The organism is Bradyrhizobium sp. USDA 3256 (assembly GCF_054058275.1).
Map to the genome: position 1 here is coordinate 2602931 of NZ_JBSSAE010000002.1, position 21929 is coordinate 2624859.

The following is a 21929-nucleotide window of genomic DNA, read 5'->3' on the forward strand; positions in this document are numbered from 1 at the left end:
GGCCCGCAGCTGAATTCGAACAAGACAAGAAAAGGAGCAGGGTCGTGCACATTCTGATTCTGGGCGCCGCCGGCATGGTCGGCCGCAAGCTGACCGAGCGTCTCTTGCGCGAGGGCCGCCTCGGCAAGCAGGAGATCACCCGGATGACGCTGCAGGACGTGGTCGCGCCGGCCAAGCCTGCGAACGCCTCGATCCCCGTCAATGTGGTCGCATCCGATTTCGCCGATGCCGGGGCCGCGGCGCCCCTGATCGCCGAACGTCCCGAGGTGATCTTCCATCTCGCCGCGATCGTCTCGGGCGAGGCTGAGGCCGAGTTCGACAAGGGCTACCGGATCAACCTCGACGGCACCCGCTATCTGATCGACGCCATCCGTGCCGTCGGCGGCGGCTACAAGCCGCGGCTGGTGTTCACGTCCTCGATCGCGGTGTTCGGCGCGCCGTTCCCCGAGAAGATCGGCGACGAGTTCTTCCACACGCCGCTGACGAGCTACGGTACCCAGAAGTCGATCTGCGAGCTCCTGATCAACGATTACACCCGCAAGGGCCTGCTCGACGGGATCTCGATCCGCCTGCCGACAATCTGCGTGCGTCCGGGCAAGCCGAACAAGGCGGCGTCCGGCTTCTTCTCCAACATCATCCGCGAGCCGCTGGCGGGAGAGGAGGCGGTGTTGCCGGTCTCCGAGGACGTCCGGCACTGGCATGCCTCGCCGAAATCGGCGGTCGGCTTTCTGGTCCACGCCGGCACGATGGATCTCGATGCGATGGGGCCGCGGCGCAATCTCAGCATGCCCGGGATGTCCGTCACCGTCGGCGAGCAGATCGCGTCGCTGGAGCGCGTCGCCGGCAAGAACGTCACCGCGCGGATCAAGCGGGTGCCTGATCCGACCATCATCAGCATCGTTTCGGGCTGGCCGCGCGATTTCGCCACCGACCGCGCGCTGAAGCTTGGATTCACCACGGCCGAGAAGACGTTCGACGATATCATCCGGATCCATATCGAGGACGAACTCGGCGGCAAGTTCGCCGCCTGAGTGCGGGCTAAAGCATGATCCGGAAAAATGCGAAGCGGTTTTCCCTCGCGACAAACGCGGAACGCGTTTGCGCGGAGATCATGCTCAGACAAGGGGCTAAGGCGCGATGATGATTCAACCAAGCTTCATCGCGCTTTAGCACGGCGCTCGAGATGACCAGAGTTGCCAGCATCGGCGAATGCATGATCGAGCTGCGCCAGGCCCCTGGCGGCCAGCTCGGCGGGCTGTATTCGCGCTCCTATGGCGGCGACACGCTCAACACCGCGGTCTATCTGTCCCGGCTCGGCATCCACGTCGATTACTTCACGGCGCTCGGCGATGATGCCCTGAGCGATGAGATGATCGCGGGCTGGACGAGCGAAGGCATCGGGACCAAGCATGTCGTGCGATCGGCGGGCAAGCTGCCCGGCCTCTATCTGATCCAGACCGACGACAAGGGCGAGCGGCGCTTCTTCCACTGGCGTGACAGCGCCGCCGCCCGCGACCTGATGGATCTGCCCGAAACGGAAGACATCCTGAACTCGCTTGCGACCTATGACCTCGTCTATCTCTCGGCGATCACGCTCTCGATCCTGCGCGAGGATGGGCAAGAGCGATTGCTGGCGGCGCTGAAGCGTGCGCGGCTGCTGGGGACGCGGTTCGCGTTCGACACCAATTTCCGCGCCCGCGGCTGGCCGGACCTGAACATCGCGCGCAAGGCCTTCAGCAGCGCGTTCGAGACGGCCGATATCGTGCTTGCCTCGACCGAGGATCTGGCGCCGCTTTATCCCGGCGAGAGCAACACGGCGCTGCTTGCGGGTATCTCGAGCCCCGAGGTGGTGCTGAAGCTCGCCGAGCCGGCCTGCATCGTGCGCTCGGCCGGCGGAACGCGCGAGGTGAAGGCGGAGCAGCTCACCAAGCCAGTGGTCGATACCACCGCGGCTGGCGACAGCTTTGCCGCCGCCTATCTCGCCGCCCGGCTCGGCGGCGCCGAGCCCGAGGAGGCGGCGCGCGCCGGCCATCGGCTGGCCGGTGTCGTGGTGTGCTATCCCGGCGCGATCATTCCGCGCTACGCCATGCCGCCGAAAAAGGCGCTTCGTCTCCCACCATCCCGCAAGGCCTCGCAATGACAACGACATCGAAGCAGGACCAGATCGCTGAGCTGATCCGCCAGGCCACCGTGATCCCGGTGCTGACCATCGAGCGGCTCGAGGACGCGGTGCCGCTTGCGAAGGCGCTGGTCGCCGGAGGCGTGCAGACGCTCGAGGTGACACTGCGGACGGCGGTCGCGGTCGACGCGGCCAAGGCCATCATCGCCGGTGTGCCGGAGGCGATCGTCGGGATCGGCACGATCCTCAATGGTGATGACCTGGCGCGCGCCGAGGCGCTGGGCGCCAAATTCGGCATCAGCCCGGGTGCGACGCCGGAGCTGTTGGCGGCGGCTGCCTCCAGCCGGTTGCCGTTCGCGCCGGGGATCGCGACCGCCTCCGAGCTGATGCAGGCGCTGGCCCACGGCTTCGACATCGTCAAATTCTTCCCGGCCGAGCAGGCGGGCGGTATCAAGGCACTGCGGGCTCTGGCCGGGCCATTTCCGCAGGTCAGGGTGTGCCCGACCGGCGGGGTCAGTGAGGCCAATGCGGCGACCTGGCTCGCCGAGCCCAATGTGCTGGCGGTCGGCGGTTCCTGGCTGTGCCCGGCGGCCGATATCCGCGCCGGCAATTGGGCCGGCATAACCGCCATGTGCGCGACGGCGATGAAAACGCTGAAAGCCGCCTGAAGATACGCTACATAACCCTCCGAACAGGAACAGGGAGATACAGCCATGACCGCCAGCATCGTGGGTTGGGCGCACACGCCATTCGGAAAATTCGACGCGGAGACCGTCGAGGGTCTCGTGGTCAAGGTCGCCAACGAGGCGCTGGCTGACGCCGGCATCGCCGCGTCCGATGTCGACGAGATCATGCTCGGCCATTTCAACGCCGGCTTCTCGCCCCAGGATTTTACGGCCTCGCTGGTGCTGCAGGCCAATCCGGCGCTGCGCTTCAAGCCGACCACCCGGGTCGAGAATGCCTGCGCCACCGGATCGGCCGCCGTGCATCAGGGCATCCGCGCCATCGAGGCGGGCGCTGCGAAGATCGTGCTGGTGGTCGGCGTCGAGCAGATGACGAGGACTCCGGGCCCGGAGATCGGCAAGAACCTGCTCAAGGCGTCGTATCTGCCCGAGGACGGCGACACGGTCGGCGGCTTCGCCGGCGTATTCGGCAAGATTGCGCAGGCCTATTTCCAGAAATACGGCGACCAGTCGGATGCGCTGGCGATGATCGCCGCCAAGAACCACAAGAACGGCGTCGCCAATCCCTATGCGCAGATGCGCAAGGATTTCGGCTTCGAGTTCTGCCGCGCCGAGAGCGACAAGAACCCGTTCGTCGCCGGTCCCTTGAAGCGTACCGACTGCTCGCTGGTCTCGGACGGCGCCGCCGCGCTGGTGCTGACCGACGCCGAGACCGCCAAGACCATGGGCAAGGCGGTGAACATCCGCGCCACCGCGCATGCGCAGGATTTCCTGCCGATGTCCAAGCGCGACATCCTGCAGTTCGAAGGCTGCACCACCGCCTGGCAGCGTGCGCTGCAGAAGGCCGGCTTGCAGCTCTCCGATCTGTCCTTCGTCGAGACCCATGACTGCTTCACCGTCGCCGAACTGATCGAATATGAAGCGATGGGCCTGACGCCGAAGGGACAGGGCGCGCGCGCGATCATGGAAGGCTTGACCCAGAAGGACGGCAAGCTGCCGGTCAATCCGTCCGGCGGCCTCAAGGCCAAGGGTCACCCGATCGGCGCCACCGGCGTCTCCATGCATGTGATGAGCGCGATGCAGCTCACGGGGCAGGCGCCCGAGGGCATGCAGCTCAAGAACCCGCAGATCGGCGGCATCTTCAACATGGGCGGCGCCGCAGTCGCCAACTACGTCTCGATCCTCGAGCCGGCGAAGTAGCTTGAACATTGCCGAATGGCTGGCGGCGACGGCACGGGCGCGTCCCGACGCGCCGGCGCTGCTGACCGGTTTCGATCTCGACGCCGACTACGCCACCTTTGCCCGCCGCGCCGCCTCGATCGGGGCGGCGCTGGCGCGTGATCACGGCATTGCCGCCGGCGACCGCATCGCGCTGTTTGCGTCGAACTGCACGCAGTATCTCGAATGCCTCTACGGCATCTGGTGGATCGGCGCCGCCGCGATCCCGATCAACGCCAAGCTGCACGGCCGCGAGGCGGCGTGGATCTGCGGCAATGGCGGTGCCAAGCTCGCTTTCGTCTCCGATGATACGATCGGTGCGTTGAACGAGGCGAAGGACGACTGCCCCGCCGGCATGACCACGCTGTCGGTCGACAGCGACGCTTACAAGACGATGCGAAGCGGCGAGGGCCCACCTGCGCCGCTGCCGCGCGAAGACAACGATCTCGCCTGGCTGTTCTACACATCGGGCACCACCGGCCGTCCCAAGGGCGTGATGCTCAGCCACGGCAATCTGGTCGCGATGTCGCTGTGCTATCTCGCCGACGTCGATCCGGCGACGCCGCAGGATGCCTCGCTCTATGCCGCGCCGATCTCGCATGGCGCCGGCCTCTACAATTTCCCGCACGTCCGGATGGGCGGTCGCCACGTCGTGCCGGAGTCCGGCGGCTTCGATCCGGATGAGGTGCTCAACCTCGGCCGCCAGCTCGACAATGTCGTGATGTTCGCGGCCCCGACGATGGTGCGCCGCCTGGTCGATGCCGCGAAGAAGCGCGGCGAGAACGGCGAGGGGCTGCGCACCATCGTCTATGGCGGCGGTCCGATGTACACGGCCGACATCACCGATGCGATGGCGACGATGGGCCAGCGCTTCGTGCAGATCTACGGCCAGGGCGAGTCGCCGATGACCATCACGGCGCTGTCGCGCGGCTGGCACGCCCGAAGCGATCATCCGCGCTATCTCGAACGGCTGGCTTCGGTCGGGCTGGCGCAGAGCGTCGTCACCGTGCGCATCACCGACAAGGACGGCAACCCGCTGCCTGCCGGGGAGACCGGCGAGATCGAGGTCAAGGGCGCGACCGTGATGCTCGGCTACTGGAACAATCCGAAGGCCAACGCCGAGACATTGAAGGACGGCTGGCTGCGCACCGGCGATGTCGGCCGGCTCGATGCCGACGGCTTCCTCACGCTGTCGGACCGCTCCAAGGACGTAATCATCTCCGGCGGCACCAACATCTATCCGCGCGAGGTCGAGGAAGCCCTGCTGACCCATCCCGATGTCCGCGAGGTCTCGGCCATCGGCGTGCCGGATCCGAAGTGGGGCGAGATCGTTGTCGCCTGCGTCGTGCTCGCGGACGGCGCCGCCGCCGACGACGGCAAGCTCGACGCGCATTGCCTTGCCTCGATCGCCCGCTTCAAGCGGCCCAAGCGCTATGTCTATCTCGGTGCACTGCCGAAGAACAATTATGGCAAAGTGCTGAAGACCGCGCTGCGGGAGATGCTGGCCAAAGGCATGGGCTAAATCGCGGCGAGGCTGGGTTGAATCGAAAACATCGAAAACAACCCCATGCACAGTAGGGATTGGGGTCGCTAAAGCGGTTAAGGGATAGGCCGCCGCCTCCCGCCGCGCTAAGCTGCCTGTGCTTGTCACCGGGAGAACGGACCATGGGAATCGAGACGTCTCTGTCGCTGTCGGAAGTGAACGATCGCATCGCGATCCTCCGGGACAATATCAGGCAGCTGATCGAGCAGGCCGCAGGCGCAGCCGGCGCCGAAGTCGAGGAGCGCATCGCCGAGCGGCTCGAGCAGCAGAATGCGGAACTGGAAAAGCTCCTGAAGGCGCGCGAGGTGATGACGGGGCAGTAGCCGGCATAAGGGCGGCGGTGAATCCACTTCGTTTTGCCCACCTTGCGTTCCGCCGCACGGAAGCGGCCCGGCCGCAGCCATGCATACGCCCATACGCCCGGCGCAGCTTGATCTCTTTGAAAAGCTCCCGTTACTAGCTCCATAACCACGACATCCGGGAGCGAACAGGACGATGGGACCACTGCAGGGTATCAAGGTCGTCGACATGACGACCGTGCTGATGGGACCCTACGCCACCCAGATGCTGGGCGATTACGGCGCCGACGTCATCAAGGTGGAATCGCCCGATGGCGACGTGACGCGGCAGATCGGTCCGACGCGGCATCCCGGCATGGGACCGGTGTTCCTCAACACCAACCGCAGCAAGCGCTCGGTCTGCCTCGATCTGAAGAAGCCGGCGGGGCGCGAGGCGGTGCTGCGGCTGATCGCGAAGGCCGACGTGCTGGTCTACAATGTGCGGCCGCAGGCGATGGCGCGGCTGCAGCTCGGCTATGACGTCGTTTCCAAGGTCAACCCTCGGCTGATCTACGCCGGCGTGTTCGGCTTCGGCCAGGAGGGACCTTATGCCGCCAAGCCCGCCTATGACGATCTGATCCAGGGCGCGACCGCGCTGCCGGCGCTGATGGCGCAAACCTCGGACGGCGTGCCGCGCTACGTACCGAATGCGCTGGTCGATCGCATCGTCGGCCTCACCGCGGTCGGCGCGATCTGTGCGAGCCTCGTGCATCGCGACCGTACCGGGCAGGGCCAGCGCGTCGACATTCCTATGTTCGAGACCATGGCCGGCTTCGTCATGGGCGATCACATGGGCGGCCTGACCTACGACCCGCCACTCGACAAGGGCGGCTATGCGCGGCATCTGTCGCCGGACCGGCGGCCTTACAAGACGCTCGACGGCTATATCTGCGTGATCGTCTACAACGACAAGCAGTGGGAAAATTTCTTCAAGGCGACCGGCCGCGACGATCTGCGCAGCGATCCGAAATTCGCGACCTTCGCCGGCCGCGCCACCAATATCGATGTCGTCTACGCCGAGCTCGCGCGCATCCTGCAGACCAAGACGACGGCCGAGTGGAACGAGATCCTCGAAAAGGCCGACGTGCCGGTGATGCCGATGCACGATCTCGAAAGCCTGCTGGAGGACCCTCATATGGTCGCGACCGGCGTCTTCCCCGTGGTCGATCACCCGACCGAGGGCCGGATCCGCAGCATGACGCCGTCGGCGCGGTGGTCGGAGACCAAGGTCGAGCCGAGCCGGCTGGCGCCGCGGCTCGGCGAGCACAGCGCGGAGATTTTGCAGGAGGCAGGTTTCTCCACCGAGGAGATCGCGGCGATGGTGCGCGACGGCGCGGCCAAAGCGGTGCAGGCATAGGAGCACGACAGATGGATTTCGCACTCTCCGCCAACCAGGAATCGATCCGCGATGCCGTCGCCAAGATCTGCTCGCGCTTCGACGAGGCCTACTGGCTGAAGAAGGACAAGGAGGGCGGCTATCCGGCCGACTTCCACCGCGCGCTGGCCGATGCGGGCTGGCTCGGCATCTGCATCCCCGAGGAGTATGGCGGCTCCGGGCTCGGCATCACCGATGCCGCGATCATGATGCGCACCATCTCCGAATCCGGCGCCGGCATGTCCGGCGCGTCCGCGGTGCATATGAACGTGTTCGGGCTCAATCCGGTGGTGGTGTTCGGCACCAGGGAGCAGTGCCAGCGCATGTTGCCGCCGATCATCGACGGTCGCGACAAGTCCTGCTTCGCGGTGACCGAGCCCAACACCGGCCTCAACACCACGCAGCTCAAGACCCGCGCGGTGCGGCAGGGCGACAAATACATCGTCAACGGCCAGAAGGTGTGGATCTCGACCGCGCAGGTCGCCAACAAGATCCTGCTGCTCGCGCGCACCACGCCGCTGGAGGAAGTGCGCAGCCCGACCCATGGCCTCAGCCTGTTCTACACCGATTTCGACCGCAAGCGCGTCACCGTGCACGAGATCGAGAAGATGGGCCGCAAGCCGGTCGATTCCAACGAGCTGTTCTTCGAGAATTTCGAGATCCCGGTCGAAGACCGCATCGGCGAGGAAGGCCGCGGCTTCGAATACATCCTGCACGGCATGAATCCGGAACGTATCCTGATCGCGGCCGAAGCCGTCGGCCTCGGCCAGATCGCGCTGAAGCGGGCGTCGGAATACGCCAAGGGCCGCATCGTGTTCAATCGGCCGATCGGCATGAACCAGGCGATTCAGCATCCTCTGGCGAAGTGCTGGATGGAACTGGAGGCTGCCTGGCTGATGGTGCTGCGCGCCGGCTGGCAGTATGACCAGAACCTGCCCTGCGGCCCCGCGGCCAACTCCGCAAAATATCTCGCGGCGGAAGCCGGCTTCCGCGCCTGCGAGCAGGCGGTGATGACCCATGGCGGCTTCGGCTACGCCAAGGAGTATCACGTCGAGCGTTACTTGCGGGAATCGCTGATCCCGCGCATCGCGCCGATCAGTCCGCAGCTGATCCTCAGCTTCATCGGCGAGAAGGTGCTCGGCCTTCCGAAGTCGTATTGATGATAGGAAGCTCCCACGGCGTCATTCCGGGGCGATGCGAAGCATCGAGCCCGGAATCTCGAGATTCCGGGTCTGGTCCTTCGGACCATCCCGGAATGACGATGGAGAAGGTAGAGACACGATGAGCTTCGTCACCGGCGTCGGCCTCACGTCCTACGGCAAGCATGAGGGCCTGTCCTCGCTCGACCTGATGAGCAAGGCGGCCGGGCTTGCGATCTCGGATGCCGGGCTGAAGCGCTCCGACATCGACGGCATCCTCTGCGGCTACTCCACGGTCTCGCCGCATATCATGCTGGCCACGGTATTCGCCGAGCACTTCGGCATTCGCCCGTCTTACGCGCACGCCGTGCAGGTCGGCGGCGCCACCGGGCTTGCGATGACCATGCTGGCGCATCACCTGGTCGACGCCGGTGTTGCAAAACATGTGCTGGTGGTCGGCGGCGAGAACCGGCTGACCGGGCAGAGCCGCGACGCCTCGATCCAGGCGCTGGCCCAGGTCGGGCATCCCGATTACGAGGTGACGCTGGGGCCGACGATCCCGGCCTATTACGGCCTGGTCGCGACGCGCTACATGCATGAATACGGCCTCACGCAGGAAGACCTTGCCGAGTTCGCGGTGCTGATGCGCAAGCACGCGCTGACGCATCCCGGCGCGCAATTCCACGAGCCGATCACGGTTGCCGACGTGATGGCCGCCAAGCCCGTGGCGATGCCGCTCAAATTGCTCGACTGCTGCCCGGTGTCGGACGGCGGCGCGGCCTGCGTGATCAGCCGCGAGCCGGCCGGCGAGCGGCGGGTCCGTGTCCGCGGCTGCGCCCAGGCGCACACCCATCAGCATGTCACCGCCGCGCCTGCGCTGAGCGAACTCGGCGCCGAGATTTCGATCGCGAAAGCGAAGCAGGCGGCGGGCGTCGCGATCTCGGACGTGCGCTACGCCGCGGTCTACGACAGCTTCACGATCACGCTCGCGATGCTGCTGGAGGATCTCGGCCTTGCCGGGCGCGGTGAGGCGGCGGCGCGGGTGCGTGCCGGCTATTTCAATCAGGATGGCGAGATGCCGCTCAACACCCATGGCGGCCTGCTCAGCTACGGCCATTGCGGCGTCGGCGGCGCGATGGCGCATCTGGTCGAGACCCATCTGCAGATGACCGGGCGCGCCGAAAATCGTCAGGTGCGCGACGCCTCGGTGGCGCTGCTGCACGGCGATGGCGGGGTGCTGTCGTCACATGTCAGCATGTTCCTGGAGCGCGTGCGATGAGCGGACGGATCGTGGACTGGACCAAGGGCACTGAAGCCATCGTCTACCAGACCTGCAACGGCTGCGGCGCGCGGCAATATTTCCGCCGCAGCTTTTGCGCTGCATGCGGTTCGCCGGATCTTGCCGAGCGTCGCGCGAGCGGGGCAGGGACAGTATATGCGACCTCGCTGGTCTGCCGCGCGGCGACGCCGGAGACGCGGGCGCATGTGCCGTACAATATCGTGCTTGTCGATGCCGACGAGGGCTTTCGCATGATGGCCCATGGCGACAACGACCTCGCCATCGGTGACAAGGTCGCGGCGCGCTTCACGCAATTCGCGGGGAGGTTGGTTCCGTATTTCTCAAAGACGAAATGAGGGGCTGAACGATCCAGTCAGAACGCGAGACCAGGCTGAACAGGTTCGCTCTTGCCCCTCATAGTTTGCGGATACTAGTGCCAATAAAAGATGACGCTGGCGATGACGAGCATCGCCGTCACCGCCAGCATTTGCGCAAGCGCTTCCGAGGCCGCCCTCTTGGTGGCTTCCTTCATGCGTTTCCCCTAGACTTGGGCGTGACTCATCGTTGCGCAAACTGCGCGCAAGACGGCCGGATTTTTTACTCGGAACACCCCGCGTCGAGTATTCGCTTTTGACGAGTCCCCACTCAGCGAATATCGACTGTGACAGCGTTGTCTGGGAATGCGGCGGCAATTTGACTCGCGCGTGTTGCTCCTGCGACAGCGGCCCGTACGGAGCGTTTTTGAGCGAAGTGGATACCGGTTCGCGTGAAGAAAACGCGTCAAAACAAGGATCTAGAGCCCCGTTCCGATTTCATCGGAACGGAAAAGGCTCTAGTGTTTCGGAACCCGACAGAAACGACAGCAAGATCAAGGTTAGGAAATGGCCCGTATCGACTACTCCGATCCCGCGAAGGCAAACCCGCGGACCCGCGAGATCCTCGACAAGAACCGCAACGCCAACATCTTTCGCATGATGGCGCATTCGCCAAGCTACTTTGAGCAGTATTGCCGGCTCGGCGGCGCGATCCGCCACAAGGGCGAGCTCGATCCCGTCGTGCGCGAGCTGGCAATCACGCGCACCGGCATTCTCTGCGAGGCGCCCTACGAGATCGTCGCGCACAAGCGGATCGGCAAGAATGTCGGCGTCACCGACGAGCAGAACGCCGCGCTCGAGGATTGGCAGTCCGCGACCTGCTTCAACGAGGTGCAGCGCGCGGCGCTCGCCTTCACCGACGAGATCGTCAAGCTGAAGAAGCCGACCGACGCGACCTTCAAGACGATCGCGGCGAAGCTGACGCCGGCCGCGCTGATCGAGCTGCAGCTCTCGGTCGGCTTCTACATCATGACGTCGAAATTCCTCGAGACGTTCGAAATCGACATGCAGCCGGTGACGGAAGTGGTGAGCTGAGCGGATCGCGTCGCGGAGTCCTTCGCCTCGCCCCGCCTGCGGGGAGAGGCCGGAGCGCATGCAGCGAAGCGGAATGCGGTCCGGGTGAGGGGGAATCTCCGCGAGTCTGACTCGAAGTTATTTTGCGGATGCAGCCCCTCACCCAACCCTCTCCCCGCGAAGGGCGGGGAGAGGGTGAAGAATTAGCCCGACGTCAGCAGATCGACCTTAGCATTCGCCACGATCAGCCGATCGGCGAGGATCTGCGCGAGGTTGCGCATGATCCGCTCGCCGGCGCGCGGGTGCTGCTCGCGGAAGCGTTCGAAATCCCTGATCGCGACCTCATAGGCGGTCGCCGACATGTCAGCGAGCACGTCCGCGGAGCGTGTCGGCTCCAGGAGCGCCATCTCGCCGAAAGCCATGCCGGCAGTCAGCGTCGCGAGCCGGATGCCGTCCGGCAGGGTGACGTGGACCACGCCGCTGCGCAGGAAGAACAGCGAGGTGGCCTCACCGCCCGCGGCGATGACCTTTTCATTCTGCTGGTAGGTCCGGACCGTGCAGAGCGCGGTGAGATCGGCGATCTCGGCTTCGCTCAATCCGGCGAGCAGCGGCTGCTCGGCAAGCTCCGTGGTCTCGAGGAAGTCGATCGAGCCGCCATAGCGGTAGACGATCTGGTCCTCGGCCCACTCGATCGCGGTGTCGAGCAGATAGAAATCCCTGATATTGCCGAGCCGCCTGGTCCACTCGCTGATCGTGGCCCATTCGCGCGAGGTGCGCTTGATGCCGGACAGGATCACGGTGACGCCGAGCTCGGCGAGCTCCTGGAAGGCCTCGGCCACCAGCCTTGCGCCGGCGCGGGTCGTCGCGGTGACGCGGCGCAGGTCGAAGATCACGAATTCCGGCCGCGGGCTGCCGGCGAGGCGGCGCGAGACATAGTCGACATTGGAGAGCGACAGGGTGCCGACCAGCTCGATCACGCGAACTTCCTGGAAGTGCCTTGCCAGGATCTCCTGCTCCTGCGGCCGGCGCACCCGCCGCGACGGGTTCTTGCCGATATTGTAGTCGGCGATGATGCTGTGGCGCGCGTCGTCGCTGCGGTTCAGCATATGCAGGTCGTAATGCGCCGACAACGTCTCGCACACCTTGATGCCGCGCACGCTGTTGCCGTGCTTGTCGAGCTTCGGCGAATAGCTGCCGAGCCCGAGCCGCGCCGGCAGTGCCGCCAGAATGCCGCCGCCGACCCCGCTCTTGGCGGGAATGCCGACGCGGTAGATCCATTCGCCGGCATAGTCGTACATGCCCGACGAGGTCATCACCGACAGCGTGCGCGCGATCGCGTAGGGCGTCACGACTTGCTCCTCGGTCAGCGGATTGATGCCGCGATTGGCGAGCGTCGCCGCCATCACGGCGGTGTCGCGCGCGGTGACCAGGATGGAGCATTGCCGGAAATAGACGTCGAGCACCGCGGGCACATTCTCGGTGATCACGCTGTTGGTGCGCAGGAGATAACCGATCGCCCGGTTGCGGTCGCCGGTGGCGCTCTCGGAGGCGTAGACCGCCTCGTCGACATCGAGCTCACGCCCGGCGAAGCGGCCGAGTGCCTGGCGGATGAACTCGAACGCGCCGTCGCCCTTGTCGGCGTGGAGCAGACCGGAGCAGGCGATCGCGCCGGCATTGACCATCGCATTGAACGGATGGTTCTCGGCATTGAGCCGGATCGAGTTGAAGGGGTCGCCGGACGGTTCGACGCCGATCACGCTTTCCACCCGTTCGGCGCCCAGCGTGTCCAGCGCCAGCGCGAACACGAACGGCTTCGACATCGACTGGATGGTGAACGGCACCTTGGTGTCGCCGACCTCGTAGACGTGGCCGTCGAGCGTCGCCAGGCTGATGCCGAAATGGGCAGGGTCGGCCTTGCCGAGCTCGGGGATGTAGTCGGCCACCGCGCCAGCTGCCTCCGGCAGGAAGTCTGCGTAACAAGTGTGCAGAAACCGCAGCAGCGGCGGCTTCGAGCTGGACCAGGCCGTGGTGGTGGCGGTGACGGGAGGAGGCGATCGTTTCATCGCCTCCTGTTGTGCATCGCAATCAGGGCGCGCGCAACTGGTTCGGAACCAGCGCCTGACGGCGGACCAGCAGCAACGCGATCAGCACCGTCGGGGCGAGGATCGCGACCCCCAGCAGCGATACCTGCAGCTGCGACAGCGGGTTGATGCCGCCGCCAGGCGTCGCGAGCACGAAGCCGCCGATCACCAGCAGCACCCGGAGCGGCCATTCCAGGGCACCGGCGCCGCGGAGGTCGCCGACGAAGGCCTGATAGCCCTGGATGCCGCCGCAGATGAACAGGGTGCCGCACGCCGCGAGCGCCATCAGGCCGAGGCCGGCGAGATAGGGGCTCGGGCCCTGCATCACCAATGCCGGGTTCAGCACGAAGAAGAAGGGGATGAAATAGATGATGCTGCCGACCCACATCGATTCCCACCCGGTCTTCATCGCGGGCGAGCCGGCGATGCCGGCGGCGGCGAAGGAGGCGATCGCCACCGGCGGCGTGATCGACGACAGCATGCCCCAATAGAAGATGAACATGTGCACCGCCATCCGGTTCAGCCCGAGCTTCTCCAGCGCGGGCGCGACCAGGATGGCGAGGAAGATGTAGCAGGCGGTGGTGGTCAGCCCGAGGCCGAGGATCAGGCTGGTGAAGGCGCACATCACGAGCAGCAGGAACGCGTTGTCGCCCGCAAGCGTCAACAGATCGTTGGCGAGGCTCGAGACCACGCCGGTCATCGAGAACGCCCCGATCAGGAGACCGCAACCGGCGAGGATGCCGACCAGCTCGACGAAGGTACGGCCATTGACCTCGAGAAATTTTCCGATCGTCCCGAGCGTCCAGCGGCTCTCCTTGGAGAAGATCTGGTTCAGCACCAGCAGCAGCGCGGTGGCGTAGAACGGCGCGTGGCTTTCGCGCTTGAAATACAGCAGCATCACGATCAGGAGCGCGATCACGAAGACGTAGTACCAGCCGTCCTTGATCGTATCCATCACGCGCGGCAGCTCGGCGCGCGGAATGCCCTTCAGCCCGTGGCGCGCGGCGTAGGAATCGACCTGCATGAACAGGCCGACATAGTAGAGCGCCGCAGGGACGATCGCGGCCACCGCGACCTCCGCGTAGCTGATATTGAGGAACTGCGCGATCACGAACGCGGTGGCGCCCATCACCGGCGGCGCCAGCACGGCGCCGGTGGAGGCGCAGGCCTCGATCGCGCCGGCATAGGAGGCGCGGAAGCCGCTCTTCTTCATGACCGGGATCGTCATGGTGCCGGCGGTCAGCACGTTGGAGACGATCGAGCCCGACATCATGCCGAGCAGGCCGGACGCGAAGATGCAGACCTTGGCGGCGCCGCCGCGGAACGTGCCGCACAGCGCGAAGGCGAGGTTGATGAAGAATTTTCCGGCGCCGGTCATCATCAGCGCGGTGCCAAACACCAGGAAGCCGATCACGGTGTCGGCGAAGGCCTGGATCGGAATGCCGAGCAGGCTCTCGCCGGACAGCACGTGATAGGCGGTGGTCTGGTCGAGCGTGAGCTGCGAGCCCCTGAACGGCCCGAGCCAGCTGGCCTCGGCGAACAGCGGATAGACGGTGAAGGGCAGCACGCTGAGCAGGAGGCTCCAGCCGCCGGTCCGGCGCAGCGCCTCCATCAGCATCACCCACATCACGAGGCCGGCAATGATGACGTTCCTGGGAGCGCCGTCGGACTCCCAGCCATATTGCGCCGCCTTGCGCACGTTGAGCATCAGCCAGATCGAGGCGGCGAAGGTCGCGACGGCAAGCGCGAGATCATACCAGGGAATGCGGTTCAGCGGCGCGCGCTCCGTCCCGGGGAAGATCAGGAACGTGAAGGGCAGCATCAACGCGATCAAGAGATAGAAATATTCGGTGTTGAGCTGGGTATAATCGATGAAGAAGCGCAGCGAGAATTGCTGGTTGATGCAGAGCAGGATGGTTGCGGCGGTTGCGACCACCAGCGCCCAGCGCCACACCCCGCGCAGGGTGCGCACGCGCGTGACCTCGGCCTCCTGCAGATTGTCGAGACCGGCATGCGGATCTTCAAATTCGATTCTTTTCGCAGGCGCAGCCGCGGCGTTCTCGGGCATTACGCATCCCCCAATGTTGTCCGTTTTGCCCATAACCTAGAGCATGATCCGGAAAAGTGCGAAGCGGTTTTCCGGAAGCGCCATGCTCAAACGGGCGGAAGCGCGATGACGACTAACCCGATCTCATCGCGCGTTGGCGGGTCTCACTCAAAGCCATTGGGCATATTGGCTTTCGCAAGCGCCGCAGCGCGTGCCTTCATCCAGCCATCGAGGAAGGCCTTGTCGTCCGACGGTGGGTTCGACTTGCCGTAATCCGTCCAGGCGGCGGCCAGCACCTCCTGGCGCTTGTAAAGAGCGTTGTTGTGCGCCTCCTGCTCGTCGCTCCAGTGGCCGGTTTCCTTGAGCGCCTTCACCGCGCCGGGATGCACGGGAACGACCCAGTTCTTGGTCTGCCGGTCGGCGCCGAGCCCGGCGGCGCCGGGCGCCGAATCCTTGTAGGCGTCGTAGTTGACGATCATCGCCTTGGTGATCGCATAGATCTGGTCGACCGGCTGCGCAGCATAGGCGACGAAGATCGGGTAGGGGTAATTGCCGAGCTGAATCGGCTTGTCCGGCGAGATGCCGGCGCCGCAGGTTGCGGTTTGTGGGAAGAAGAACGAGCCGACCTTTTTCACCCGTGCCCAGCCTTCCTTGTCGTCGGCGGGCAGCGGCGGCCACATCAGGCCGCGCGGCGAGGTCTCGGCTTCCTTGGCGGGGCCGGTGATCGTGGTGCCGAAGGCGGCATCGGTGTCGTTGTTGATCAGGCCTTTCCACATCGCGCCGTAGCTTGCGAACTCGACGATCTTGACATCCTTCTGGGTGAGGCCGCCGAACGCGAGCATCGCGAGCGAGTTCTGGTTCAGCGCCGGCGAGCCGACCACGAAGCCGACGCGCTTGCCGCGAAGGTCTTTCATTTCCTTGACGCCGGCATCGGCCGCCACGCCGAGCGCGCCGCAATTGCAGTCGACCGACGACAGCATGAGCTGCAGCGGCTGCGGGCCCCACTCCTTGGCGCCGAACTCGAACACGCCTTCCTGTGCGAAATAGGTACCCGATCCCATCGCCGAGGAGACCGCGCGCTTGGCGCGCAGGGGCGCGAGCCGCGCGACGTCATTGCCGGCCGGCAGCACGCGGACGTCGGTGCCGTATTTGTCCTTCATCATCTTGCCGACGCCGACCGCGATGTTGAAGCCGGCGGCGCCGGTGTCGTAGGCGGTCACCGCCATGGTCGGCGGCAGCTTGATGTCCTCGGCCGAGGCGGGCAGGGCAGCGAAGATCGAAATGCCGGCAAGTGCGGCAGGCGCGAGCGCCATCAGCCGATGGATCATAATTCCTCCCTTTGTTTCGCTGTGCGAAACTTTTCCGGGCGGGATGATTGCATCGTGATCCGGCGATGGCAACGCTACCTCCGGCGCAAGCCGGCGATTTCGGCAGCTGCATCACCGGACAGATTGTCGCGGCTGGACTGGAAGGACGGGATCTCAGGTCTCGACGATCGCGACCGCCTGGCCTTCGGCGATGACATCGTCGATCTTGACCAGAATCGACTTGATTTTGCCTGCTGCAGTCGACGTGACCGGTATTTCCATCTTCATCGCTTCGACGAACGCAATCTCGTCGCCATCGCCGATGCTGCTGCCGGTCTCGACAGGAAGCGCGCAAACGCGCCCGGCAACTTCGGTCACAACCTTGATATCTGGCATTCCACTCTCCGATACCGTCTTGCGGAAATTTCATCCGGCGAACGGCTTTTTGTTGTGGCGGCAGATTGCCTGAGGTAGCTTCTTCTGCAAGTGGAATTTTATTCCGCAGGACGGAATGGAGCCAAGCAAATGGGAAGGCGCTCGGAACGGCTTAGCAGGCAGGGAATGCTCGCCAGCGAGACAGGCGATGGCGATGTCATCCAGGTGGTGTCGCGCGCCTTCGACGTGTTGCGGTGCTTCGAGGGACACGAGGCCCGGCTCGGCAATCTCGAGATCTCGAACCGCTGCGGTTTGCCGCGTTCGACGGTGTCGCGGCTGACGCACACGCTGACGCGGATGGGACAGCTCGTCTATCTGCCGCGCGACCAGAAATATCGCATCGGCCCGAGCGCGGTCGCGATGAGCACCACGATGATGAAGGGGCTGCAGCTGCGCAATCTGATCCGGCTGCGCCTGCAGGATGTCGCCGATCAGTTGCCCGGCACGGTGGGCTTCGTCATCCCCGACCGCTTTCACCTGGTCTATCTGGAGTTCGCCCGCGCGGCGAACGCGCTCGGCCTGCATGAGGCCACCGGCAGCCGGATCTCGATGGCGACCACCGCGGCCGGCCACGCCTACACGGCCGCGCTCGATCCCGCGGTCGGCGACGCGCTGATCGCGGAGATGGAAGGCGAGTTGCCCGACAGCGCCAAGATGCTGACGCCGCGCATCGAGGCCAACCGCCGGCATTTGCAGGAGCACGGCTACGTCGTCGCCTGCGGCCTGTGGAGCCCGCACATCAACGGCGTCGCGGTGCCGCTGTGGTCGCCGCAGTACCAGACCTATGTGGTCACCACGATCGGCCTGCTCTCGGCGATGTATGACGAGGCGCGGCTGCATCGCGAGGTGGCGCCGCAAATGGTCGAGCTCGCGGCCGCACTCGGCAGCCTGCTCGAAGGCGCCGACGGCGACATCTTCAGCAATCGGATCGAACGCAAGTCGCTTCCGGTGACCGCCCATAACAACAACAAAATCATCAAGACGGGAGCAGTGAATGAACTGGAAGCCGGAACTCGACGACCTCGCCCGCCGCGAAGCGTTCGCGCGGGAGATGGGAGGCGTTGACAAGGTCAAGCGGCAACGCGACCAGGGCCGGCTCACGGTTCGTGAGCGCATCGACAAGCTCGTCGACCAGAACAGCTTTCACGAGGTCGGTGCCATCTCCGGCATCGCCGAATATGACGAGAGCAACGAACTCAAGCGCCTGACGCCGGCGAACTGCGTGTTCGGCCGCGCCAGGGTCGACGGCCGCACCGTGGTCGTGGTCGGAGACGACTTCACCGTGCGCGGCGGCTCGGCGGATGCATCGATTTCCGCCAAGCCGCTCATGGCGGAGGAGATGGCGCACGACTTCCGCCTGCCGATCGTTCGCGTGATCGAGGGCTCCGGCGGCGGCGGCTCGGTGAAGACGATCGAGACCAGGGGCGCGGCCAATCTGCCCGGCGGCGTCGGCGGCACGCGCTGGTACTGGTACACGACCGCCAATTTGGCCCGCGTGCCGGTGGTCGGTCTCGGGCTCGGCTCGGTCGCGGGCCTCGGTGCCGCGCGGCTCGCCGCCACGCATTACTCTGTCATGACCAAGAGCTCCGCGATGTTCGTCGCCGGCCCGCCGGTGGTGAAGCGCCTGGGGCAGGATCTGACCAAGCAGGAGCTCGGCGGCGCCGACATCCAGACCCGCGCCGGCGCGATCGATCAGGCCGTCGAGACCGAAGAGGAGGCGTTCGACTACGCGCGGCGCTTCCTGTCCTATCTGCCGCCGTCGGTCTACGACCTGCCGCCGACCATTCCCTGCACCGACGATCCGGAGCGTGCCGAGGAATCGCTGCTCAAGGCCGTGCCGCGCAACCGCCGGCAGGTCTACAAGATGCGGCCGATCATCGATGCCGTCGTCGACAAGGGCTCGTTCTTCGAGGTCGGCACCAATTTCGGCCGCCCGATCATCACCGGATTGGCGCGGATCGAGGGCAGGGCGGTGCTGCTGCTCGCCAGTGATCCGTTCCACTATGGCGGCTCGTGGACCGCGGACGCCTGCCAGAAGGTGGTGCGCTGGGTCGACTTCGCCGAGACCTTCCATCTGCCGGTGGTCTACCTGATGGATTGCCCGGGCTTCATGATCGGGCTCGAGGCGGAGAAGACAGCGACCATCCGCCATGGCGTGCGGGCGATGGCGGCGGTCAACCAGAGCACGGTGCCGTGGTGCACCATCATCATCCGCAACGCCTTCGGCGTCGCCGGCGTGGTGCATCAGCCGGCCAACCGCTTCTCGATGCGTTACGCGTGGCCGTCGGCATATTGGGGCTCGCTACCGCTGGAGGGTGGCATCGAGGCGGCCTATCGCGCCGAGATCGATGCGGCCGCCGATCCCGCGGCCAAGCTGCGCGAGATCGAGGATCGCCTCAACAAGCTGCGCTCGCCGTTCCGCTCGGCCGAGAAGTTCTGGGTCGAGGAGGTGATCGATCCGCGCAAGACGCGTTCGGTGCTCTGCGAGTTCGCGCGTCTCGCCGAACCGATCCGCAAGGCCGGGCCGCCGAGCAACATGTCGACGCGGCCGTAAGGCTTTCACGCCGTCATTCCGGGGCGGTCCGCAGGACCGAACCCGGAATCTCGAGGTTCCGGGTTCATGCTTCGCATGCCCCGGAACGACATGTCTTATTCACTCTCCCGATGCACGTCGTGGATCACGATGCCCATGCCGTTCTCGGGCATCTTGATCCATTCGCGCCGCTTCAGCGAGCGCTTGGTGTCCTCGTGCCCGCTCACCCAATGCTCGCGCATCGAGGTGCCGGAGAATTCGTGGTCCTTGGCGTCGCCCTCATAGGCCTTCTGCTGATAGATCAGCTGCAACAACGTGATGCCCGGCAGCCGGGCGTTTGCCTTCTTGAGCTGGCGCTCCTCGTCCGAGAGCTGACCGTCGGGGATTTTTCCCAGCGCGTTGTGCAGGGCGGTGCGCAGATTGTAGGTCTTGCGATAGACGTCGGTGTTGTAGCGGGTGCGCGACGAATACATGATGTCCTTGTGCCGGGCCATCACGTCCTGGATGTCGCGCGGCAGCGCGCCGCGCGCCGAGAATAGGTCGACCTGGAACACCAGCGAATTCATGTTGTCTTCCTGGTCGAGCAGATGCTGCAGCGGCGTGTTGGACACGATGCCGCCGTCCCAGAAATGATCGGTACCGACCTTCACCATCGGCAGCGCCGGGGGCAGCGCGCCGCTCGCCATGATGTGCTCGGGGATGATCTCGTCATGGGCATTGTCGAAATAGATGAAGTTGCCGGAGAGCACGTTCACTGCGCCGACCGCGAAGCGTATCTTCTTGGAATTGATGCGGTCGAAATCGACCAACTCAAGCAACGACTCGCGCAGCGGCGTGGTGTCGTAGTAGCTGGTGGCGGTGCGCGCGCCGGCCGGGCTGAACCACGGATTGCTCTGATGCGGGGTGAAGAAGCCGGGTTGTCCGAGCGTCGTCGTCAGCCATGAGCTGGTGAGGTTGCGGGCCTTGCGGAAGACGTCGCCGTCCGGCGTGTAGTGCCAGATCTTGCGGCTGGTGATGCGATCCCAGAACGTGTGCAGCCGCTCGAGCCGCTTTTCGGGCGGATTGCCGGCGATGATAGCCGAGTTGATTGCGCCGATCGAGACGCCGCACACCCAATCGGGCTCGATGTTGGATTCATGGAGCGCCTGATAGACGCCAGCCTGATAGGCACCGAGCGCGCCGCCGCCCTGCAGGACCAGAGCCACGCGATCGCAGCCTTCCGGACGCCAGCCCGGTGTCGCGTGATCGATATCGTCGAAATGCGGCGTTCGCGCGTCCATATCAGACACTCCAGAATTTGCGGCGAGAATTCAGCGCGCCGATGACGCCGTGATGACAAATGCAACGCCCGCGCTCGGCGCATCCGGCATGCCCGCCTGCATGGTTAGCATTGGCCTCATCAACGAAACGCGAGTCACGCAAGCGCAACCGCGGTCATGTACCTGACGGAAATTCCTCACATCGCTGTCAATCTCGGCCGCTAGCTTTCGCGCAAACTTTTCAAACACGAGGTTATTTGCGATGCGCAGGGAAGATCTGCTCAAGCTTCCGTCGATGCCGGCCGCCGGCCCGAGCTATCCCGCCGGTCCGTATCGCTTCATCGATCGCGAATTCCTCGTCATCACCTATGAGACCGATCCGGAGTTGATCCGCGCCGGCCTGCCCGAGCCACTGGAGCCGATCGAGCAGGCGATCGTGCATTACGAATGGATCAAGATGCCCGACAGCTCCGGCTTCGGCAGCTACACCGAGTCCGGCCTCGTGATCCCCGCGCGCCTGCATGGCGAGGAGGTCAACTTCGTCTGCCAGATGTATCTCGACGATGATCCGCCGATCGCGGCCGGCCGCGAGATCTGGGGCTTTCCGAAGAAGTACGCTCATCCGAAGCTCGAGATCGTCAAGGACACGCTGACCGGCACGCTGGAATATGCCGGCCAGCTCGTTGCGATGGGCACGATGGGCTACAAGCACGAGAGCATGGCGGGCAATGGCGACGTCACCCGCGCGACGCTGTCGAAGACGCAAGTTAATCTGAAGATGATCCCCGGCGTCGACGGCCATCTCGAGGTCTGCCAGCTGGTCGCGATCAACCTGACCGACATCGTCGTCAAGGGCTCCTGGATCGGACCCGGCCGGCTGCATTTGGTGCCGCACGTCAATGCACCGGTCGCCGATTTCCCGGTCAAGCGTGTCGTCGGCGCGCATCACTTCCTCGCCGACCTGACGCTGCCGTTCGGCCGCGTCGTGCACGACTACAACAAGGAGGCCGCGGAAGCGGCGGCGCCGACCGGTCTTGCGGCCGAGTAGGGCGGTCGCTGACATAAAACTGTAACAGGCGCGTCCTCCTATGTTGCGTCGAGGGGACGCGCTTGCTCAGCGTTGCGCGTGGGCGAGGTCTTGAACATGTCATTTCGCGCGGTTGCGTTACCGATTGCCTTGGGGGC

The 21929-nt window shown here is 65.1% G+C and carries 19 protein-coding genes; 14 read left to right on the top strand and 5 right to left on the bottom strand.

The annotated features are described in order from the left end of the window. The first annotated feature begins 44 nt into the window (after positions 1–44). The 11 genes from denD to ACVWY5_RS13790 all read left to right on the top strand — a co-directional run bounded on the left by denD (position 45) and on the right by ACVWY5_RS13790 (position 11103). Positions 45–1031, top strand: a complete 987-nt coding sequence (denD, locus tag ACVWY5_RS13740) for a D-erythronate dehydrogenase (protein WP_028334990.1) — start codon at positions 45–47, stop codon at positions 1029–1031. Between the two features lie 152 nt (positions 1032–1183). Then, positions 1184–2140 (top strand): sugar kinase, encoded by a 957-nt coding sequence (locus ACVWY5_RS13745; RefSeq protein ID WP_028334991.1) that lies wholly within the window; start codon positions 1184–1186, stop codon positions 2138–2140. Beyond that, positions 2137–2787: a bifunctional 4-hydroxy-2-oxoglutarate aldolase/2-dehydro-3-deoxy-phosphogluconate aldolase gene (gene eda, locus ACVWY5_RS13750; RefSeq protein ID WP_028334992.1), complete on the top strand. Its 651-nt coding sequence runs from the start codon at positions 2137–2139 to the stop codon at positions 2785–2787. The genes ACVWY5_RS13745 and eda overlap by 4 nt, the downstream gene beginning before the upstream one ends. Positions 2788–2832: 45 nt before the next feature. After that, entirely contained in the window at positions 2833–4002 is a 1170-nt protein-coding gene (locus ACVWY5_RS13755; protein ID WP_028334993.1) for an acetyl-CoA acetyltransferase, read from the top strand. Position 4003: 1 nt separating this feature from the next. After that, on the top strand, positions 4004–5542 hold the full coding sequence (locus tag ACVWY5_RS13760; protein ID WP_028334994.1) for an AMP-binding protein: 1539 nt from the start codon (positions 4004–4006) through the stop codon (positions 5540–5542). Between the two features lie 143 nt (positions 5543–5685). Further along, positions 5686–5886 (top strand): hypothetical protein, encoded by a 201-nt coding sequence (locus tag ACVWY5_RS13765; RefSeq protein WP_028334995.1) that lies wholly within the window; start codon positions 5686–5688, stop codon positions 5884–5886. A 172-nt stretch (positions 5887–6058) separates the two neighbouring features. Further along, a complete protein-coding gene (locus ACVWY5_RS13770; protein ID WP_028334996.1) occupies positions 6059–7258 on the top strand; it encodes a CaiB/BaiF CoA transferase family protein in 1200 nt (399 codons plus the stop codon). Between the two features lie 11 nt (positions 7259–7269). Further along, positions 7270–8436, top strand: coding sequence for an acyl-CoA dehydrogenase family protein (locus tag ACVWY5_RS13775; protein WP_028334997.1), 1167 nt, complete (start codon positions 7270–7272; stop codon positions 8434–8436). Positions 8437–8557: 121 nt separating this feature from the next. Then, positions 8558–9694 carry a thiolase family protein gene (locus tag ACVWY5_RS13780; RefSeq protein WP_028334998.1) on the top strand — a complete coding sequence of 379 codons (1137 nt, stop codon included), beginning with the start codon at positions 8558–8560 and terminating at the stop codon, positions 9692–9694. Next, complete coding sequence (locus ACVWY5_RS13785) at positions 9691–10050, top strand: Zn-ribbon domain-containing OB-fold protein (protein ID WP_028334999.1); 360 nt, start codon at positions 9691–9693, stop codon at positions 10048–10050. The genes ACVWY5_RS13780 and ACVWY5_RS13785 overlap by 4 nt, the downstream gene beginning before the upstream one ends. A gap of 525 nt (positions 10051–10575) precedes the next feature. Then, positions 10576–11103 carry a carboxymuconolactone decarboxylase family protein gene (locus tag ACVWY5_RS13790; RefSeq protein ID WP_028335000.1) on the top strand — a complete coding sequence of 176 codons (528 nt, stop codon included), beginning with the start codon at positions 10576–10578 and terminating at the stop codon, positions 11101–11103. Positions 11104–11285: 182 nt separating this feature from the next. Here the strand turns inward: ACVWY5_RS13790 and glsA are convergent, their stop codons facing one another. The 4 genes from glsA to ACVWY5_RS13810 all read right to left on the bottom strand — a co-directional run bounded on the left by glsA (position 11286) and on the right by ACVWY5_RS13810 (position 16913). After that, complete coding sequence (gene glsA / locus ACVWY5_RS13795; protein ID WP_028335001.1) at positions 11286–13145, bottom strand: glutaminase A; 1860 nt, start codon at positions 13143–13145, stop codon at positions 11286–11288. 22 nt (positions 13146–13167) lie between these two features. After that, positions 13168–15231 carry a TRAP transporter permease gene (locus ACVWY5_RS13800; RefSeq protein ID WP_028335002.1) on the bottom strand — a complete coding sequence of 688 codons (2064 nt, stop codon included), beginning with the start codon at positions 15229–15231 and terminating at the stop codon, positions 13168–13170. Between the two features lie 143 nt (positions 15232–15374). Then, positions 15375–16538, bottom strand: coding sequence for a TAXI family TRAP transporter solute-binding subunit (locus tag ACVWY5_RS13805; protein WP_028335003.1), 1164 nt, complete (start codon positions 16536–16538; stop codon positions 15375–15377). Between the two features lie 153 nt (positions 16539–16691). Continuing rightward, positions 16692–16913, bottom strand: coding sequence for an acetyl-CoA carboxylase biotin carboxyl carrier protein subunit (locus tag ACVWY5_RS13810; RefSeq protein WP_028335004.1), 222 nt, complete (start codon positions 16911–16913; stop codon positions 16692–16694). Between the two features lie 129 nt (positions 16914–17042). On the opposite strand from ACVWY5_RS13810, the gene ACVWY5_RS13815 reads away from it, so the two are divergent. Together ACVWY5_RS13815 and ACVWY5_RS13820 are read left to right on the top strand one after the other, a co-directional pair. After that, positions 17043–18017, top strand: coding sequence for an IclR family transcriptional regulator (locus ACVWY5_RS13815; RefSeq protein ID WP_028335005.1), 975 nt, complete (start codon positions 17043–17045; stop codon positions 18015–18017). Further along, the gene (locus ACVWY5_RS13820) at positions 17947–19506 is read left to right on the top strand and encodes an acyl-CoA carboxylase subunit beta (protein WP_028335006.1); all 1560 of its coding nucleotides are present in this window, start codon (positions 17947–17949) and stop codon (positions 19504–19506) included. Before ACVWY5_RS13815 ends, ACVWY5_RS13820 begins: the two co-directional genes overlap by 71 nt. Before the next feature lie 95 nt (positions 19507–19601). On the opposite strand, the gene ACVWY5_RS13825 is transcribed toward ACVWY5_RS13820, so the two are convergent. Further along, positions 19602–20765: a patatin-like phospholipase family protein gene (locus ACVWY5_RS13825; protein WP_028335007.1), complete on the bottom strand. Its 1164-nt coding sequence runs from the start codon at positions 20763–20765 to the stop codon at positions 19602–19604. Between the two features lie 241 nt (positions 20766–21006). On the opposite strand from ACVWY5_RS13825, the gene ACVWY5_RS13830 reads away from it, so the two are divergent. Further along, positions 21007–21792 (top strand): acetoacetate decarboxylase, encoded by a 786-nt coding sequence (locus ACVWY5_RS13830; RefSeq protein WP_018271149.1) that lies wholly within the window; start codon positions 21007–21009, stop codon positions 21790–21792. Positions 21793–21929: the final 137 nt, after the last annotated feature.

Excerpts from the sequence above, each read along its gene's own strand:
- ACVWY5_RS13745 (WP_028334991.1), top strand. The coding sequence starts at position 1,184 with ATGACCAGAGTTGCCAGCATCGGCGAATGCATGATCGAGCTGCGCCAG.
- eda (WP_028334992.1), top strand. The coding sequence starts at position 2,137 with ATGACAACGACATCGAAGCAGGACCAGATCGCTGAGCTGATCCGCCAG.
- ACVWY5_RS13755 (WP_028334993.1), top strand. The coding sequence starts at position 2,833 with ATGACCGCCAGCATCGTGGGTTGGGCGCACACGCCATTCGGAAAATTC.
- ACVWY5_RS13765 (WP_028334995.1), top strand. The coding sequence starts at position 5,686 with ATGGGAATCGAGACGTCTCTGTCGCTGTCGGAAGTGAACGATCGCATC.
- ACVWY5_RS13770 (WP_028334996.1), top strand. The coding sequence starts at position 6,059 with ATGGGACCACTGCAGGGTATCAAGGTCGTCGACATGACGACCGTGCTG.
- ACVWY5_RS13775 (WP_028334997.1), top strand. The coding sequence starts at position 7,270 with ATGGATTTCGCACTCTCCGCCAACCAGGAATCGATCCGCGATGCCGTC.
- ACVWY5_RS13780 (WP_028334998.1), top strand. The coding sequence starts at position 8,558 with ATGAGCTTCGTCACCGGCGTCGGCCTCACGTCCTACGGCAAGCATGAG.
- ACVWY5_RS13785 (WP_028334999.1), top strand. The coding sequence starts at position 9,691 with ATGAGCGGACGGATCGTGGACTGGACCAAGGGCACTGAAGCCATCGTC.
- ACVWY5_RS13790 (WP_028335000.1), top strand. The coding sequence starts at position 10,576 with ATGGCCCGTATCGACTACTCCGATCCCGCGAAGGCAAACCCGCGGACC.
- glsA (WP_028335001.1), bottom strand. The coding sequence starts at position 13,145 with ATGAAACGATCGCCTCCTCCCGTCACCGCCACCACCACGGCCTGGTCC.
- ACVWY5_RS13800 (WP_028335002.1), bottom strand. The coding sequence starts at position 15,231 with ATGCCCGAGAACGCCGCGGCTGCGCCTGCGAAAAGAATCGAATTTGAA.
- ACVWY5_RS13805 (WP_028335003.1), bottom strand. The coding sequence starts at position 16,538 with ATGATCCATCGGCTGATGGCGCTCGCGCCTGCCGCACTTGCCGGCATT.
- ACVWY5_RS13810 (WP_028335004.1), bottom strand. The coding sequence starts at position 16,913 with ATGCCAGATATCAAGGTTGTGACCGAAGTTGCCGGGCGCGTTTGCGCG.
- ACVWY5_RS13815 (WP_028335005.1), top strand. The coding sequence starts at position 17,043 with ATGGGAAGGCGCTCGGAACGGCTTAGCAGGCAGGGAATGCTCGCCAGC.
- ACVWY5_RS13820 (WP_028335006.1), top strand. The coding sequence starts at position 17,947 with ATGAACTGGAAGCCGGAACTCGACGACCTCGCCCGCCGCGAAGCGTTC.
- ACVWY5_RS13825 (WP_028335007.1), bottom strand. The coding sequence starts at position 20,765 with ATGGACGCGCGAACGCCGCATTTCGACGATATCGATCACGCGACACCG.
- ACVWY5_RS13830 (WP_018271149.1), top strand. The coding sequence starts at position 21,007 with ATGCGCAGGGAAGATCTGCTCAAGCTTCCGTCGATGCCGGCCGCCGGC.